The sequence below is a fragment of the Mesorhizobium ciceri WSM4083 genome, from assembly GCF_000519305.1.
GTDB lineage: Bacteria > Pseudomonadota > Alphaproteobacteria > Rhizobiales > Rhizobiaceae > Mesorhizobium > Mesorhizobium ciceri_B.
This window is the reverse complement of the sequence record NZ_JAFG01000008.1, coordinates 88658-103381: the sequence shown is the minus strand read 5'-3', so window position 1 is coordinate 103381 and position 14724 is coordinate 88658. Positions and strand designations below refer to the sequence as shown.

Sequence of the window (14724 nt, the reverse complement as noted above, 5' to 3'; positions counted from 1 at the left end):
TTGGCCGGCGCTTCGTTCCTCCTCCCAAGCGGCGCCGGCCTTCTTCCCCCAAAGCCTGTCTGGAACGCCACGGCGGCATGCGGCAGGACACGAACCCCGCAAACCGCCAAGTTCCGCCTCCCGTGCCCCGAGAATGCATCGGGAAAGCGCTGGCGAAACCCGTAGCCCACCCTCATCTCCGACTGCGCGCGTGGACGATTGGCAAGGGAACCAAATGCGGTTTACCCGGTTGGTTCTGCTCCAAAGGAGTGTTGCACCATGTTCCGTCTGCTCGTTGCCGGCGCCTTCGCCTATGTCACTTATCGTATCGCCAGGAAGATGGTCGAAAACGTGCCCGATACAGTCGACCCGCTGCTGTTGCCGCCGTCGAAGCACGATCGCGAGACCTTGCGGCGGCAGTCGGCCGACATGGGTGTCGATCCGCAACGCTAAAGACACGGATGTCGCGCTTCGGCCTGTCGAGCACGAGGCCAGCCTCGCATCGACGTTGCGAACAAAGCAGAAACGATGCTTGATGGGCGATGAACCTCGCCACCGCTGATTCGACCTTTCGGGAACCGACCGTCCAGCCTGCCTATCTCGCCCGGCTGAACGATGCCCAGCGTCAGGCCGTCGAACATGGCGACGGCAAGATCGCCGGCCCGCTGCTGGTCATTGCCGGCGCCGGATCTGGCAAGACCAACACGCTGGCGCATCGCGTCGCTCATCTGATCGTCAAGGGCGCCGACCCACGCCGCATCCTGCTGATGACGTTTTCGCGCCGCGCCGCGTCCGAAATGGCCAGGCGCGTCGAGCGCATCGCCGGCGAGGTGCTCGGCCGCGATGCAGCTGTCATCACCGATGCGCTGACCTGGGCGGGAACCTTTCACGGCATCGGCGCGCGGCTGCTTCGCGACTATGCGCTGGAGATCGGCCTCGACCCTGCCTTCACCATCCATGACCGCGAGGATTCCGCCGACCTGATGAACCTGGTCCGCCACGAACTTGGCTTCTCGAAGACGGAAGCGCGCTTTCCCACCAAGGGAACCTGCCTTGCCATCTATTCGCGCGCCGTCAACGCGCAGGCGCCGCTCAACGAGGTGTTGGGTTCCGCCTTTCCCTGGTGCGCCGGCTGGGCGGAGCAGCTGAAAGAATTGTTCGCCGGTTATGTCGAGGCCAAGCAGGCGCAAAATGTGCTCGATTACGACGATTTGCTGCTCTACTGGGCGCAGATGGCGGCGGAGCCCGAGATAGCAGCGCATCTGGGCGGGCGTTTCGACCATGTGCTGGTCGACGAATATCAGGACACCAACCGCTTGCAGGCTTCGATCCTGATGGCGCTGAAACCCGACGGCGCCGGGCTGACGGTGGTGGGCGACGATGCGCAATCGATCTATTCGTTCCGGGCCGCCGAGGTGCGCAACATCCTCGACTTCCCCAACCAGTTCGCGCAAGCCGCCGATGTCGTGATGCTGGAGCGCAATTACCGCTCGACCGAAACCATCCTGGCGGCCGCCAATGCGGTGATCGGCGAAGCCTCGGAGCGCTTCACAAAGAACTTGTGGTCGGAGCGCAAATCCAGCGACAAGCCAAAACTGGTGAGCGTGCGCGACGAAGTCGAGCAGGCCAATTTCGTCTGCGACACGATCCTGGCCGAGCGCGAGGCGGGCACAGCGCTGAAATCCCAGGCGGTGCTGTTTCGCGCCTCGCATCACAGCGGCCCGCTGGAGATCGAGCTGACGCGGCGCAACATTCCCTTCGTCAAGTTCGGTGGTCTGAAGTTCCTCGATGCCGCCCATGTCAAGGACGTGTTGGCGGTGCTGCGCTTTGCCGAAAACCCGCGCGACCGGGTCGCCGGCTTCCGCGTGCTGCAATTGATGCCGGGCATCGGCCCTTCAGCCGCCGCGCAGATCGTCGAGACCATGACGACGGCGCTGGACGAGGCGATGGGGCTGGCCGGCTGGCGTCCGCCGCAACGCGCCGCGGATGACTGGCCAGGCTTTGTCTCGCTCTATTCCGGCCTGCGGGCCGGCGCCAAATGGCCGGCCGACCTCGAACAGATCAGGCTGTGGTACGAGCCGCATCTGGAACGCATCCACGAGGATGCGACGACGCGGCGCGCCGATCTCTTGCAACTTGAGCAGATCGGTTCGGGCTATACTTCGCGCGAACGCTTCCTCACTGAACTGACGCTCGATCCACCGGACGCCACCAGCGACCAGGCCGGGACGCCGCATCGCGACGAGGACTATCTGATCCTGTCGACCATCCACTCGGCCAAGGGCCAGGAATGGAAGAACGTCTTCGTGCTCAACACGGTCGACGGCTGTATCCCAGCCGATCTCGGCGTCGGCACCAAGGAAGACATCGAGGAGGAGCGCCGGCTGCTCTACGTGGCGATGACGCGGGCCAAGGACAATCTCAACCTGGTCATGCCGCAACGCTTCTTTCCGCACGGCCAGGCGGCGCGCGGCGACCGCCATCTCTATGCCTCGCGCACCCGCTTCATCCCGGCTTCGATCCTGGCTGCGTTCCAGCAGGTGTCGTGGCCAAGCGCACAGGCGGCACAGGGCAGGGCGGCCCGGCCGGAGGTGCGCGTCGACATCGGCGCGCGCATGCGCGGCATGTGGAAATAAATAGCCGCGGGATAGCGCCATGTCGAAACCTCCGGTCAGGGTCGCCATAGCGGGTGCGCTGGGCCGCATGGGCCGCGAGATGGCGGCCGCCGTGCAGGGTGACGCGCGGCTGGCGCTCGCCGCCCGCTTCCACCGGCCGGTCAGTGTCGGCGAAGGTCTGGTGAGCCGTGACGAGGCGCTTGCCGTGGCCGACGTGGTTATCGACTTCACCACGCCGGCTGCCTCGGCTGATCTAGCCAGGATTTGCGCCGAGCGCGGCAGGCCGGCCCTGGTCATTGGCTCGACGGGTTTCGATGCTGCTGAATTGGCTGTTATCGCCGACGCCGCGAAAACGATTGCCATCGTGCGTTCCGGCAGCTTTTCGCTCGGGCTCAACATGCTGGTCGGACTGGTCGAGCAGGCGGCGCGGGCACTCGATCCCGATGACTGGGACGTCGAGATTGTCGAGGCGCATCATCGCCACAAGGTCGATGCGCCATCGGGAACGGCGTTGATGCTGGGCCATGCCGCGGCCGGCGGACGCTGCATCGATCTGAAGACGGTCGCAAGGCGTGCACGCGACGGTGCCATCGGCGCGCGGCCTCCCGGTGAGATCGGCTTTGCGGTGCTGCGTGGTGGCAGCATCATCGGCGAACACAGCGTGAGCTTCTGCGCCGACGGCGAGACCGTGACCTTGTCGCATGCGGCCGGCGACCGCGTCATGTTCGCCCGCGGCGCCATCGCCGCCACGCTCTGGCTCGAGGGACGCCCGCCAGGCGAATACGACATGCGCGACGTGCTGGGGTTCAACGCCTCGTGATGCGCAATCCCGCCTGATTTCGGCTATTCCTCTCATCGAACGACTGAAAGCCAGCTGAAAGCTTGGTCATGCCATGACGGGACCGCGGTGTTCACCGCGTGACCGGTCCTTGGTGGCCGGTGAGGAGGAAAATGCGGCGCTGCCTTTCGGCGCGCCGTCCAGGTGGAGGAAGTTTCGTGACAGGCATCATCTTGAAATACGCCTTGCGTTCAGCGGCGCTGGCGTTGGCCATCGCCGCAACAGGTGCCACGGCGGCATCGGCGGCCGACAAGATCACCATCATCGTCGGCGGTATGGAAAAGCAGATCTATCTGCCGGCCGTGCTCACCCAGCAGCTCGGCTACTTCAAGGATCAGGGGCTTGATGTCGAACTGGTCAACTCGCGTGCTGGCGTCGAGGCCGAGAATGAACTGCTGGCCGGCGCCGTGCAGGGCGTCGTCGGCTTCTACGACCACACCGTCGACCTCCAGTCGAAGGGCAAGTACATCCAGTCGATCGTCCAGTTCAGCCAGGCGCCGGGCGAGGTCGAGCTGGTCTCCGCCAGGCACCCCGAGATCAAGTCGCCGGCCGACTTCAAAGGGGCCACGCTTGGCGTCACCGGCCTCGGCTCGTCGACCGATTTCCTCAGCCAGTATCTGGCCGTGCGCAACGGCCTGAAGCCCGGCGACTATACGTTGCTGCCGGTCGGCGCCGGCAACACCTTCATCGCCGCCGTCAAGCAGGATCAGATCCAGGCCGGCATGACCACCGAGCCGACCATTGCCCAATTGCTCAAGACCGGCGAGGCCAGCGTCCTGGTCGACATGCGCACCCCGGAAAAGACCAAGGAAGCGCTGGGCGGCCCCTATCCGGCGGCGTCCTTCTACGTCCAGTCCGCCTGGCTCGAAGACCACAAGGATGAGGCACAGAAGCTCGCCAATGCCTTCGTCATGACGATGAAGTTCATCGCCACCCATTCGGCCGAGGAGATCGCCGACAAGATGCCGAAGGACTATTACGCCGGCAATAGGGATCTCTACGTGCAGGGGCTGGCCAGCGGCAAGGCGATGTTCACGCCGGACGGCCGCATGCCGGCCGACGGCCCGCCGACCGTGCTCAAGGTCCTCTCGACATTCTCCAAGAGCCTGCAGGGTAAGCAGATCGACTTGTCGAAGACCTACACAACGGCGTTCGTCGACGCCGCCAAATAGCCTCGTCCCCAACGGTGCGGGCTTCCCGTCTTCGTCCATCGAAGAACAATAGCTTGCGCCGTTTGCCTAAATCAAACCGGCAGCGGCACAGCCCTTGCCGGATCATCTGGAGACCCGCGGCCGCGCTGTGGCTCCTTCCCCATTGCGACAGGAGAGTGCCATGCAACTGCAACCCATGGCGGCCGAGAGGCTGTCTCAGGCCGCGCCGCCGGCCGATGCCGCGATCGCCATCGACGATGTGACACTGCGCTTCGTCACACCGGACGGCCACATGATGACGGCGATCCGCGATTTCACCATGACCGTGGCGCGCGGCGAATTCGCCTGCGTCGTCGGGCCAACCGGCTGTGGCAAGTCGACGACGCTCAACCTCGTCACCGGCCTGTTGCGGCCGACGACAGGCAATGTCCGGGTCATGGGCAATCCCGTCAACGACATCAGCCGCGACATCGGCTTCGTCTTCCAGGCCGATGCGCTGTTTCCGTGGCGCAGCGTCATCGACAATGTCGCCGCCGGTCCGCTCTATCGCGGCACGCCCAAGGCGCAGGCCTATGAGCGGGCGCGTGACTGGATCGGCCGTGTCGGCCTGGGGCGCTTCGAAAAGCACTATCCGCACCAGCTATCCGGCGGCATGCGCAAGCGCGTCGCACTCGCCCAGACCTTCATCAACCAGCCCAAGATCCTGCTGATGGACGAGCCCTTCAGTGCGCTCGACATGCAGACACGCACCGCCATGCAGGACGAACTGCTGGGCCTGTGGTCGGAGCAGAAGTCTTCCGTCGTGTTCGTCACCCACGACCTGGAGGAGGCGGTGGCACTGGCCGACAAGGTCTATGTGCTGACGGCGGGACCGGGCACGGTCAAGAGCGTCTACCGCATCGACCTGCCGCGTCCGCGCGTCATGGCCGACATCCGCTACGATCCGAAATTCGTCGAGATCGCCAAGGTGATCTGGAACGACCTGCGCGAGGAAGTGCAGCTCGGCCAGAGCCGCACCTTGCAAACCGGCCATTAGAGCGGGTCGCGGACCCGCTCTAATGGTTTTTCGCAATTCCGGACGGAAAACCGCTTGTCACTTTTTCTGGAATTGCTCTGAGAGGAGACACCGCCATGACCGCCATCTCTCCCACCACCACTTCTCAGGCCGCCGTCCGCGATGCCTCCATCGCCGTTGCCGAAGGTCGGGCGAAGGCGCGGCTGCGCCGCCGTCATGCGCTGGTTATCGGCCTGCGCCTGGCTATCCTGGTCGTCTTCCTCGGCCTGTGGGAACTCGGTGCCGACTACAACATCATCGATCCGTTCTTCTTCGCCAGCCCGTCCGGCATCTGGGACCAGATCCGGGTGTGGGTCACCGAAGGCACGTCGCAAGGTCCGCTCTGGGTGCAGATCTATGTGACGCTCGAGGAAACATTCCTCGGCTTCGTCATCGGCGCGGTCGGCGGCATCGCCGCAGGCATCATCCTTGGCCGCAATCGGCTGCTGGCGGACGTCTTTTCCATCTACATCAAGATCGCCAATTCGGTGCCGCGAGTCGTGCTGGGTTCGGTGTTCATCATCGCGCTCGGCCTCGGCATGGCGTCCAAGGTGGCGCTCGCCGTGGTGATGGTGTTCTTCGTCGTCTTCGCCAATGCCTTTCAGGGTGTACGCGAAGCCGACCGGGCGATGATCGCCAACGCCCAGATCCTCGGCGCCTCGCCATTCCAGATCACACGCACCGTCATCATCCCGTCGGCGATGAGCTGGATCCTGGCCAGCCTGCATGTCAGCTTCGGTTTTGCCCTGGTCGGCGCGGTGGTCGGCGAATTCCTCGGCGCCAAGCAAGGCATGGGCCTGCTGATCTCTACAGCGCAGGGCGCCTTCAATGCCAATGGCGTCTTTGCCGCCATGATCATCCTGGCGGTGATGGCGCTGGTGGTGGAGTTCATCATCACCCGCTTCGAGAACTATGTCGTCAAGTGGCGGCCGGCTCCGTACAACGAACAGGGAACCTGATTGATCAGGCCAAAGGCAACCTGACCTCGACCACCAGACCGCCGGTCGCGCCATCTCCAAGGGTGACGCGGCCGCCGGCATTTTCGACAACCTCGCGCACGATGGCGAGGCCGAGCCCGCTGCCTTCCTCGGTCGAGCCGGCGATGCGGTAGAAGCGTTCGAATACGTGGTCGCGTTCGTCCGCCGGAATGCCGGGCCCGTCATCGTCGACTGTCAGCACGGCTTCGCCGCCGGTGGCCGCCAACTTCACCGTGACGCTGCCGCCGGCCCGGGTGTAGCGCAGTGCGTTATCGACAAGATTGACGATCATCTCGCGCAGCATGGTGCCGTCGCCGATAACCGGCACAGGTCCGGCCTCCTCGAGGCCGAGATCGATGTTGCGACCGATTGCTATTGGCGCATGCGTTTCCAGAACGTGCCGAGCGGCTTCGGTCAGGTCGACGTGGTCGGCGCGCGGCCGCCGACTGCCCGGTTCGGCTCGCGATAGGGTCAGCAATTGTTCGGCCAGCCGTGCCAGCCTGCCGGAGCTCGCCTGCAGCGCCACCAAGGCTTCCTGGCGCGCGTCGGAGGCACTTTCGCGAAGCGCGTAGCTCGCCTGCGTCGACAGCAGCGCCAGCGGTGTGCGCAACTGGTGCGCCGCATTCGCGATGAAGCGGCGCTGCGCCGCCATCTGCGCCCGCACCCGCTCCATATAGGCGTTGAGCGCATCGATCAGCGGGCGGATCTCGCTTTGCGCACCTGGCACCTCGACAGGGTCAAGGTCGCTGCGGCTTGGCGAGCGCACCGCGTCGCGCAGCCTGATCAGCGGCGCTAGGCCACGACGCAGACCGAGCAGGACGAAGATGCCGGCAATGGCCACCAGCGCCAGTTGCTGGGCAAAGGCGCTGAGCCACAGCCGTTTCACCATCGCATCATGTCCGGCCAGCGTGACACCAACGGTGACGGATATTGGCGAGTCGCCGCCGGCGCCGACCACCGCATGACTGAATGTCAGCAGCCGCAGCGCTTGGTCGCGATAGACCGCTTCCATGCTGGGCTGCCTCGGACCCTCGGGCAGGTCGGGGTAGCCGGTCAGCAAACGCCCGCCAGCCGTCTCGACATGATAATAGACGCTGTCGCGATCACCGGTGTCGAACATCTCGATTGCCGCCGGTGGCACCGTGGCGTCGAGAACGCCATCCACTATGGCGACCTGTTCGGCAATCGCGCGTGCCGAACCGAGCAGCATTCGGTCCGTGACCAGATCGGCGGTCGCCAGCGCGCTGTGGTGACTGGTCCACAGGTTGATGGTGGCGAGCCCCGCAAGCGGCAGCACCACCCAGGCCAGCAACTGCAGGCGGAGGCTGCTAATCCTCATGGCGCAAGAGATAGCCAAGACCACGCAAGGTGGCGATCTGGACCCGAGACCCTTCGAGTTTCTTGCGCACACGGTGCACATAGATCTCGATGGCGCTGGGGTCGGCGTCGGTCTCGAAATCGTAGATCGCCGCCGACAAGGCCGCCTTGCTTACCGTGCGCCCGGCCTTGACCATCAACTGTTCAAGCACGGCATGCTCGCGCGGCGTCAGCGCCAGTGTTTCGCCTGCGAGCGAAAACAGCCGCGTGTTGGTGTCGAAGACAAGGTCGCCGCAAGCAACGACAGGCGCGGTGCGGTCATTGGCGCGGCGCAGCTGCACGCGGATGCGCGCCTCCAGTTCCTCGATCTGGAACGGCTTCGCCAGATAGTCGTCGGCGCCTTCATTGAGGCCCTTGACCCGGCCGTCGAGGCTGGCATTGGCGGTCAATACAATCACCGGCACCGCATTGCCGCGCGCCCTCAGCATGCGCAGCACTTCCAGGCCGCCCATACGCGGCAATGCCAGGTCGAGGATGACAAGTGCGTGGTCACCGGCGGCCAGCGCGTGCTCGACATCTTCGCCGTCGTGGACGACGTCGACGACATAGTTCGCCTGCCGCAAGGTCTTGCCCAGCCAGTCGGCCAGTTCGCGATTGTCTTCGACGAGCAGCAGCCGCATCTCTATCGCTGTCCTGGGAAGCTGCCATCTCGCGTCTCGGAGGATGCGGCTGGCAGCGTACAATGCATACGCAGGAACAACCGATAGTATCGATCCAGCCGCAAGGCAAATAGCGGACTCGGCTGCTGCCGCCGCCTTTGAGTAGCCTGAATTCGCCCACCTTCGATAAAACCGAACCGTTCGGTTCGATTGTGATTGACGGACCGTCCATGTTTGGTGAACGTCGGCTCATTGGACGACGGCGTCATGCGCGGGGCGGTTTCTCATAAGTATTTGATTATAATGGATAAAAAACTCACCGCTGAAGGCCTGTGCCAAATTTCAAGACCCGGATTCGAGCTGCGGAGGAACATCTTCGTGATTGGCATCCGCGACAGGGCAAACCCATCTCGGGGTGGTCCGAGCGACGCGAAATTCCTCCCAAGGGCACGCCACTAGACGGACATGACAAACACTGGAGTAAATAAAATGACCAAGATCGCTCTTACCGCCGCCGCCATCCTCGTTGCCACGGGCACTGCTTTTGCCGGCAGCGACAATTATGGCTCGGCCAACGCCAATCAGCCTGCCGTCACCGTCGACCAGTCGATCACCGCTTCGGTCTCGAAGTCGACGCAAACCGCCCAGGCCCCCGCTCCCCAGGGCGCTGACCGCAATCTCTTCGGCCGCTAATCGCGACTGCCGATATCAACCCAATCTTGAACTCAGGAGTAATTAAAATGACCAAGATCGCACTCACCGCCGCCGCCATCCTCGTTGCCACGGGCACCGCTTTTGCTGGCAGCGACAATTACGGCTCTTACAATGCCAACCAGCCGGTTGCGAACCAGTCCGTGTCCAACATCGACACCACGCACACCGGCTCGATCCCGAAGTCCGTAAAGACGCAGGGTGATGCCAATGCCAACGTGCCGGCTCAGTCGGGCCAGGGCATCTGGGGTCGTTGATTTTCTGAAGTCTGCGACCACAAAGAGCGGTGGGCTTTGCCCACCGCTCTTGTTTTTTATGCATGAGCAGGATTTCGGACAACGGCGCCAGTGTCGGAGCGGCGATGGTAAATCGAACCAACTGGTTCAATTTATGTTGACGAATCGTGAACGGATGGCGAGCGCTGTCTCGATGAACCGCTGCACCCTGCGTCAGGCATCCTCCTTATAAGCATATGAGATCAATCGATAAAACGGGGCGAGCTCAACACCTTGCCCGACGTTGGAGGCCCCGATTCCGCGCGTGAGGGAACGTCTTCGTGATTGGAAGTCGGCGCACGAAAAACCCAGATCGAGGCTGTCCGAGCGACGCGAAATTCCTCCCAGGGGCACGCCACTAGACGGACAGGATCAGGAATACCGGAGTAAATAAAATGACCAGGATCGCTCTTACCGCCGCCACCATCCTCATTGCCACTGGCACCGCTTTTGCCGGCAGCGACAATTATGGTTCGGACAATGTCAATCAGCCGGCCGTCACCTCGCACGCGGTCAATGTCGACCACAGCTACACGGCTTCGACCCACAGGCTGGTCAAGCACCGTGACCTCACGCTGACGCCCGATTCGGTCCAGCCGGAATCCGGCCAGGGCAACTGGGGAAACTGACGGCTCAAGCGGGCGTGCGGTGGGCTTGGCCTGCCGCACCTGCCTTGGACTAGCCCAGGTCCTTCGGCCGCAGGCAATGTGTCAGCCGGGCGGGGGATACGCCGGACCAATCGCCTTCGAAGACCACCCGGGCCAAGGCTCCCGTCGGGAATTTTTCCTCAAGTCTCGCGAGCGCCTTGGCGTCCGACCCCGGCCCGGCAAGCTGTCGGGCCAAATGTTCCAGGCCCGGATTGTGGCCAATTACCAGCAAGCTGCCGCTTGAAGCGTCGGTTTGACCAATGTGGCTCAGAATGTCCGCCGCTGAAGCATCGTACAGCGCCTTGACGAATGCGATCCCGGGCTGGACGGGCAACTCCGCCGCCACAAGCCGCCAGGTCTCGCGGGTGCGCAGCGCCGCCGACACCAGCGCCAGGTCCGGCAGCCAGCGGCGCGCCGCAAGCTCGCGGCCCATCAACCGGGCTGCCTTCGATCCGCGTTCGGCCAGGGGCCGGTCGAAATCATCGAGATCAGGGACGTCCCAGCTGGATTTGGCGTGACGGATAAGAAGTAGTTGTCTCATCGATGTCGGTCATGACCAGGGAGACTGGTCAGACGAGTGCGGGCCTTTTGTTTGATCGCTTCAATGTCGAAGGGAGCTAACGGGCCGCTTTCCAATCCTTCCAGCCAAGCTCTGCGCAGCCGGTCCGTTTCGGTCTGGCACCGAGTCTGATTTGGCGGTTCCAGGCAAAGTGCCGTTGTCATTCCCGATCTAGGCCTCTCAAGGCGTGATGCGCGCCAGATGCTCCAGGTCGGCTTCCTCGCGCAGCGGATCCGGGGCCATCACCACCGAGGTGCCGTTGTCGGCATCGTCGGCAAAGTGGGCAAGCACGGTGCGGCCGGCCTCCATGCGCGCCTTGCCTTCGGCAACCAGTCCCAGCGCCAGCGGATAGAGCCGGTGTTCGGTCTTCAGCACGCGTGCTGCCAAAGTATCGGCGGTGTCGCCGACCATCACCGGCACGGCCGCCTGTGCGATGATCGGGCCGTCATCCATCTCGGAGGTGACGAAGTGCACGGTGCAGCCATGGATGCGGATGCCGGCGGCCAGTGCGCGCACATGGGTGTCGAGCCCCTTGAAAGCCGGCAGCAGGGCAGGGTGGATGTTGATCATGCGGCCCTGCCATCTCTGGACGAAGCCGGGGGTGAGGATGCGCATATAGCCGGCCAGCGCCACGATCTCGGCGTTGAAGGCCGCGAGCGCCGCGTCTATTGCCGCGTCATGCGCCTGCTTGCTGCCATGGTCGGCACGCGAGACGACCTGCGTGGCGATGCCGCGCGCCCTGGCGATGCCGAGCCCGGCGGCATCCGCCTTGTCGGAAATGACGCCGACGATTTCGGCCGGGAAGGCGGGGTCGCTGGCCGCGGCAATCAGCGCGGTCATGTTGGAGCCGCGTCCCGAAATCAGGACAACGGTGCGTTTCCTCTGCGCGCTCATAGGCCGATCGAGCCCCGATAGATGACGCCGGCGTCGCGACGCGGCACGATGCGGCCGATCGGCGTCACCGTCTCGCCGGCCTCCTGCAGCACGGCGGCGACCTGCGCTGCCTGGCCGGACGCGACCGCCAGGATCATGCCGATGCCGCAATTGAAGGTGCGCATCATTTCTTCCGGCGCCACGCCGCCGGTCTTGGCCAGCCACGAAAACACGGCAGGAACGTCGATCGCTTCGAGATCGAGTTCGGCCGAAAAATCCTTGGGCAGCACGCGCGGAATGTTTTCCGGGAAGCCGCCGCCGGTGATGTGGGCGAGCGCCTTGATACCATGCGTGTTGCGGATCGCCTTGAGGATCGACTTGACGTAGATGCGGGTCGGCTCGAGCAGCGCCTCGGCCAGCGTGGCCTCGTCGTTGAACGGTGCCGGATCGCTCCACGACAGACCGCTGACGGCGACGATGCGGCGCACCAGCGAATATCCGTTCGAGTGCAAGCCAGAGGACGCCAGGCCCAGCAGCACGTCGCCTTCGACAATGTCATCGGTGGGCAGCAATTGGCCGCGTTCGGCGGCACCCACCGCAAAGCCGGCGAGGTCGTAGTCGTTGCCGTGATACATGCCGGGCATCTCGGCGGTCTCGCCGCCGATCAGCGCGCAGCCGGCCTGGCGGCAGCCCTCGGCAATGCCGCCGACGATCGCGGCACCCTGGTCGGGATCGAGCTTGCCGGTGGCGAAATAGTCGAGGAAGAACAGTGGTTCGGCGCCTTGCACGACGATGTCGTTGACGCACATGGCGACGAGGTCGATGCCAATCGTGTCGTGCTTGCCGGCATCGATGGCGATCTTGAGCTTGGTGCCGACGCCGTCATTGGCCGCCACCAGCACCGGATCGGTAAACCCGGCCGCCTTGAGGTCGAACAGGCCGCCGAAACCGCCGATCTCGCCGTCGGCGCCCGGCCGGCGCGTCGCGCGCACCAGCGGCTTGATCTTCTCGACCATGAGATTGCCGGCATCGATATCGACACCGGCCTCGGCATAGGTGAGCCCGTTCTTGCGCTTGTTCACGTCGCGCTTGCTCATTTCTGGTGCCCGTTCAACAATTTTCCTTGTCGCGGGCTCTTCGCATGAACGGTTTCTGTCCGCAAGGATAACGGCCATTTCGGCCTACAAAACCGTGGACAGCGCGCGCGTACAGGCGCTCGTGATTGGCGAAAGCCAAGCTGAAAGCCGCTCTCCCGTGCGGGGAGATCGGCGGCTTGTCCCTTGTTGCCATCCGCCATCTTCATCATCTATCTCCGGCCAAGAGGAGGTGCCAAGCATTTGACCGTCCCCAACCTGATCACCATCCTGCGCCTTGTCCTGGTGCCGGCGGTGGTGCTGGCGATGCTGCAGGCGCGCTGGGACTGGGCTTTTGCCGGGTTCCTCGTCGCCGGCATTTCCGACGGCGTCGACGGGTTCATCGCTCGCCGTTTCAACCAGCAATCCACGCTCGGCGCCTATCTCGACCCGGCGGCCGACAAGCTGCTGCTGGTTTCGGTGTTCGTGGTCATGGGCTTCATCGGGCAATTGCCGCTGTGGCTGGTCGTCACCATGGTGTCGCGCGACGCGTTGATCGTCTGCGCGGTTCTGCTGTCCACCGTCATGGCCCATCCGGTCGAGATGAAACCGCTGTTCGTGTCGAAGGCCAACACCGCCATCCAGATCGTGCTGGCCGCGGTTGTGCTGGGTGAACTTGCCCTTGCCGTTCACCTCGACCCGCTGAGGTCAGCCCTCATATTGCTGTCCGGGGTCTTGACCGTGGCTTCGGCCGCAGCCTATCTCGTGACTTGGCTGAGGCACATGAGCTGACATGACGAAGGCTCCACTCCGGACATCCGAGACAGAAGCGGCAGCGATCGAGGCTGCGGCCGCCGACATCGCCGCGTCCGCGACCTTTCGCCGCCAGATCTTCTTCTGGCTGGCCGGCGCCGCGCTGCTGGCGCTTTTCCTCTATGTTTTCAGCGCTATCCTGCTGCCCTTCGTCGCCGGCATGGTGCTCGCCTATTTCCTCGATCCCGTTGCCGACCGGCTGCAGCGGCTCGGCCTGTCGCGTTTCATGGCGACGGTGGTCATCCTCATCACCTTCCTCATCGTGCTGGTGCTGGCCTTTGTCATCCTCATTCCGGTTCTGGCCACGCAGATGGCCGATTTCGCCGGCAAATTGCCGGAATATCTGACCCGGCTGCAAAGCCTGATCACCTCGTTCGATCCGAAATGGCTGGAACAGAAGTTCGGCGTCAACGCCAACAGCTTGCGCGACGGGCTGAATTCGCTGCTGACCTCGGGCTTCGGCCTGGTCACCACCGTGTTCACCTCGCTGTGGAGTTCCGGCATGGCGCTGGTTTCTGTGGTCAGCCTGTTCGTGGTGACACCGGTGGTCGCCTTCTACATGCTGCTCGACTGGGACCGCATGGTGGCGGTCATCGACGGTTGGGTGCCGCGCGACAATGTCCAGACCGTGCGCGCCATCGCTCGTGACATCAACACCGCCACGGCTGGCTTCGTGCGCGGCCAGGGCACGCTGTGCCTGGTGCTGGGCGCCATGTATGCCACCGGGCTGACGCTGACCGGACTGAACTTCGGCATCCTCATCGGCCTGTTCGCCGGACTGATTTCCTTCATCCCCTATGTCGGCTCGCTGACCGGGCTGGTGCTGGCTGTCGGCGTCGCCTTCGTCCAGTTCTGGCCGGACTGGACGATGATCGTCGCGGTCGCGGTCGTGTTCTTCATCGGCCAGTTCATCGAGGGCAACATCCTGCAGCCGCGGCTGGTCGGCAAAAGTGTCGGCCTGCACCCGGTATGGCTGATGTTTTCGCTGTTTGCCTTCGGCGCGCTGTTCGGCTTCGTCGGCTTGTTGATCGCCGTGCCGGCTTCGGCTGCCGTCGCCGTGCTGGTGCGGTTCGCCATAGCCCGCTATCTCGAATCGCCGCTCTACAAGGGCCGGGGCGCGGCACCTGTGCCGCAGCTTCCGGCGGATCGCGGCGGCGGCCACCGCACGCAACCGCGTCGCTGA

General features: G+C 64.0%; 16 protein-coding genes. 11 read left to right on the top strand and 5 right to left on the bottom strand.

Translation table 11 applies throughout. From position 1 onward, the window contains the following. Window positions 1-258 precede the first annotated feature (258 nt). The 6 genes from MESCI2_RS1000000137010 (at window position 259) to MESCI2_RS0118790 (ending at window position 6596) form a co-directional block, all read left to right on the top strand. Entirely contained in the window at window positions 259-432 is a 174-nt protein-coding gene (locus MESCI2_RS1000000137010) for a hypothetical protein (RefSeq protein WP_081738796.1), read from the top strand. An 89-nt stretch (window positions 433-521) separates the two neighbouring features. Continuing rightward, entirely contained in the window at window positions 522-2615 is a 2094-nt protein-coding gene (locus tag MESCI2_RS0118810; RefSeq protein ID WP_027037926.1) for an ATP-dependent helicase, read from the top strand. A 19-nt stretch (window positions 2616-2634) separates the two neighbouring features. Next, complete coding sequence (dapB, locus tag MESCI2_RS0118805) at window positions 2635-3414, top strand: 4-hydroxy-tetrahydrodipicolinate reductase (protein ID WP_027037925.1); 780 nt, start codon at window positions 2635-2637, stop codon at window positions 3412-3414. Window positions 3415-3599: 185 nt separating this feature from the next. Continuing rightward, window positions 3600-4604, top strand: coding sequence for an ABC transporter substrate-binding protein (locus tag MESCI2_RS0118800; protein ID WP_430981670.1), 1005 nt, complete (start codon window positions 3600-3602; stop codon window positions 4602-4604). A 160-nt stretch (window positions 4605-4764) separates the two neighbouring features. Beyond that, window positions 4765-5619: an ABC transporter ATP-binding protein gene (locus MESCI2_RS0118795; protein WP_050596595.1), complete on the top strand. Its 855-nt coding sequence runs from the start codon at window positions 4765-4767 to the stop codon at window positions 5617-5619. 95 nt (window positions 5620-5714) lie between these two features. Beyond that, the gene (locus MESCI2_RS0118790; RefSeq protein ID WP_027037922.1) at window positions 5715-6596 is read left to right on the top strand and encodes an ABC transporter permease; all 882 of its coding nucleotides are present in this window, start codon (window positions 5715-5717) and stop codon (window positions 6594-6596) included. A gap of 4 nt (window positions 6597-6600) precedes the next feature. Here the strand turns inward: MESCI2_RS0118790 and MESCI2_RS0118785 are convergent, their stop codons facing one another. Together MESCI2_RS0118785 and MESCI2_RS0118780 are read right to left on the bottom strand one after the other, a co-directional pair. After that, window positions 6601-7953 carry a sensor histidine kinase gene (locus MESCI2_RS0118785; protein ID WP_027037921.1) on the bottom strand — a complete coding sequence of 451 codons (1353 nt, stop codon included), beginning with the start codon at window positions 7951-7953 and terminating at the stop codon, window positions 6601-6603. Beyond that, window positions 7943-8611 (bottom strand): response regulator, encoded by a 669-nt coding sequence (locus tag MESCI2_RS0118780; RefSeq protein WP_027037920.1) that lies wholly within the window; start codon window positions 8609-8611, stop codon window positions 7943-7945. The genes MESCI2_RS0118785 and MESCI2_RS0118780 overlap by 11 nt, the downstream gene beginning before the upstream one ends. A 468-nt stretch (window positions 8612-9079) precedes the next feature. Between MESCI2_RS0118780 and MESCI2_RS0118775 the strand changes: the two genes are divergently transcribed. The 3 genes from MESCI2_RS0118775 to MESCI2_RS0118765 all read left to right on the top strand — a co-directional run bounded on the left by MESCI2_RS0118775 (window position 9080) and on the right by MESCI2_RS0118765 (window position 10205). Further along, window positions 9080-9283, top strand: coding sequence for a DUF680 domain-containing protein (locus MESCI2_RS0118775; protein ID WP_027037919.1), 204 nt, complete (start codon window positions 9080-9082; stop codon window positions 9281-9283). Between the two features lie 47 nt (window positions 9284-9330). Then, window positions 9331-9558 (top strand): DUF680 domain-containing protein, encoded by a 228-nt coding sequence (locus MESCI2_RS0118770; protein ID WP_023812599.1) that lies wholly within the window; start codon window positions 9331-9333, stop codon window positions 9556-9558. Window positions 9559-9971: 413 nt separating this feature from the next. Beyond that, complete coding sequence (locus tag MESCI2_RS0118765) at window positions 9972-10205, top strand: DUF680 domain-containing protein (RefSeq protein WP_027037918.1); 234 nt, start codon at window positions 9972-9974, stop codon at window positions 10203-10205. 49 nt (window positions 10206-10254) lie between these two features. Here the strand turns inward: MESCI2_RS0118765 and MESCI2_RS0118760 are convergent, their stop codons facing one another. From MESCI2_RS0118760 to purM, 3 genes are all read right to left on the bottom strand, one after another. Continuing rightward, complete coding sequence (locus MESCI2_RS0118760; protein ID WP_027037917.1) at window positions 10255-10764, bottom strand: SixA phosphatase family protein; 510 nt, start codon at window positions 10762-10764, stop codon at window positions 10255-10257. Between the two features lie 198 nt (window positions 10765-10962). Further along, window positions 10963-11676, bottom strand: coding sequence for a phosphoribosylglycinamide formyltransferase (purN, locus tag MESCI2_RS0118755; RefSeq protein ID WP_023812596.1), 714 nt, complete (start codon window positions 11674-11676; stop codon window positions 10963-10965). Continuing rightward, window positions 11673-12752 (bottom strand): phosphoribosylformylglycinamidine cyclo-ligase, encoded by a 1080-nt coding sequence (gene purM, locus MESCI2_RS0118750; protein ID WP_027037916.1) that lies wholly within the window; start codon window positions 12750-12752, stop codon window positions 11673-11675. Before purM ends, purN begins: the two co-directional genes overlap by 4 nt. 240 nt (window positions 12753-12992) lie before the next feature. Here purM and MESCI2_RS0118745 point away from each other — a divergent pair, with 240 nt between their 5' ends. Then, a complete protein-coding gene (locus MESCI2_RS0118745; protein WP_027037915.1) occupies window positions 12993-13520 on the top strand; it encodes a CDP-alcohol phosphatidyltransferase family protein in 528 nt (175 codons plus the stop codon). A gap of 1 nt (window position 13521) precedes the next feature. Then, the gene (locus MESCI2_RS0118740) at window positions 13522-14724 is read left to right on the top strand and encodes an AI-2E family transporter (protein WP_027037914.1); all 1203 of its coding nucleotides are present in this window, start codon (window positions 13522-13524) and stop codon (window positions 14722-14724) included.

What these genes read in the sequence shown, in the direction of transcription:
- MESCI2_RS1000000137010 (WP_081738796.1), top strand. Translation starts at nt 259, where the DNA reads ATGTTCCGTCTGCTCGTTGCCGGCGCCTTCGCCTATGTCACTTATCGT.
- MESCI2_RS0118810 (WP_027037926.1), top strand. Translation starts at nt 522, where the DNA reads ATGAACCTCGCCACCGCTGATTCGACCTTTCGGGAACCGACCGTCCAG.
- dapB (WP_027037925.1), top strand. Translation starts at nt 2,635, where the DNA reads ATGTCGAAACCTCCGGTCAGGGTCGCCATAGCGGGTGCGCTGGGCCGC.
- MESCI2_RS0118795 (WP_050596595.1), top strand. Translation starts at nt 4,765, where the DNA reads ATGCAACTGCAACCCATGGCGGCCGAGAGGCTGTCTCAGGCCGCGCCG.
- MESCI2_RS0118790 (WP_027037922.1), top strand. Translation starts at nt 5,715, where the DNA reads ATGACCGCCATCTCTCCCACCACCACTTCTCAGGCCGCCGTCCGCGAT.
- MESCI2_RS0118785 (WP_027037921.1), bottom strand. Translation starts at nt 7,953, where the DNA reads ATGAGGATTAGCAGCCTCCGCCTGCAGTTGCTGGCCTGGGTGGTGCTG.
- MESCI2_RS0118780 (WP_027037920.1), bottom strand. Translation starts at nt 8,611, where the DNA reads ATGCGGCTGCTGCTCGTCGAAGACAATCGCGAACTGGCCGACTGGCTG.
- MESCI2_RS0118775 (WP_027037919.1), top strand. Translation starts at nt 9,080, where the DNA reads ATGACCAAGATCGCTCTTACCGCCGCCGCCATCCTCGTTGCCACGGGC.
- MESCI2_RS0118770 (WP_023812599.1), top strand. Translation starts at nt 9,331, where the DNA reads ATGACCAAGATCGCACTCACCGCCGCCGCCATCCTCGTTGCCACGGGC.
- MESCI2_RS0118765 (WP_027037918.1), top strand. Translation starts at nt 9,972, where the DNA reads ATGACCAGGATCGCTCTTACCGCCGCCACCATCCTCATTGCCACTGGC.
- MESCI2_RS0118760 (WP_027037917.1), bottom strand. Translation starts at nt 10,764, where the DNA reads ATGAGACAACTACTTCTTATCCGTCACGCCAAATCCAGCTGGGACGTC.
- purN (WP_023812596.1), bottom strand. Translation starts at nt 11,676, where the DNA reads ATGAGCGCGCAGAGGAAACGCACCGTTGTCCTGATTTCGGGACGCGGC.
- purM (WP_027037916.1), bottom strand. Translation starts at nt 12,752, where the DNA reads ATGAGCAAGCGCGACGTGAACAAGCGCAAGAACGGGCTCACCTATGCC.
- MESCI2_RS0118740 (WP_027037914.1), top strand. Translation starts at nt 13,522, where the DNA reads ATGACGAAGGCTCCACTCCGGACATCCGAGACAGAAGCGGCAGCGATC.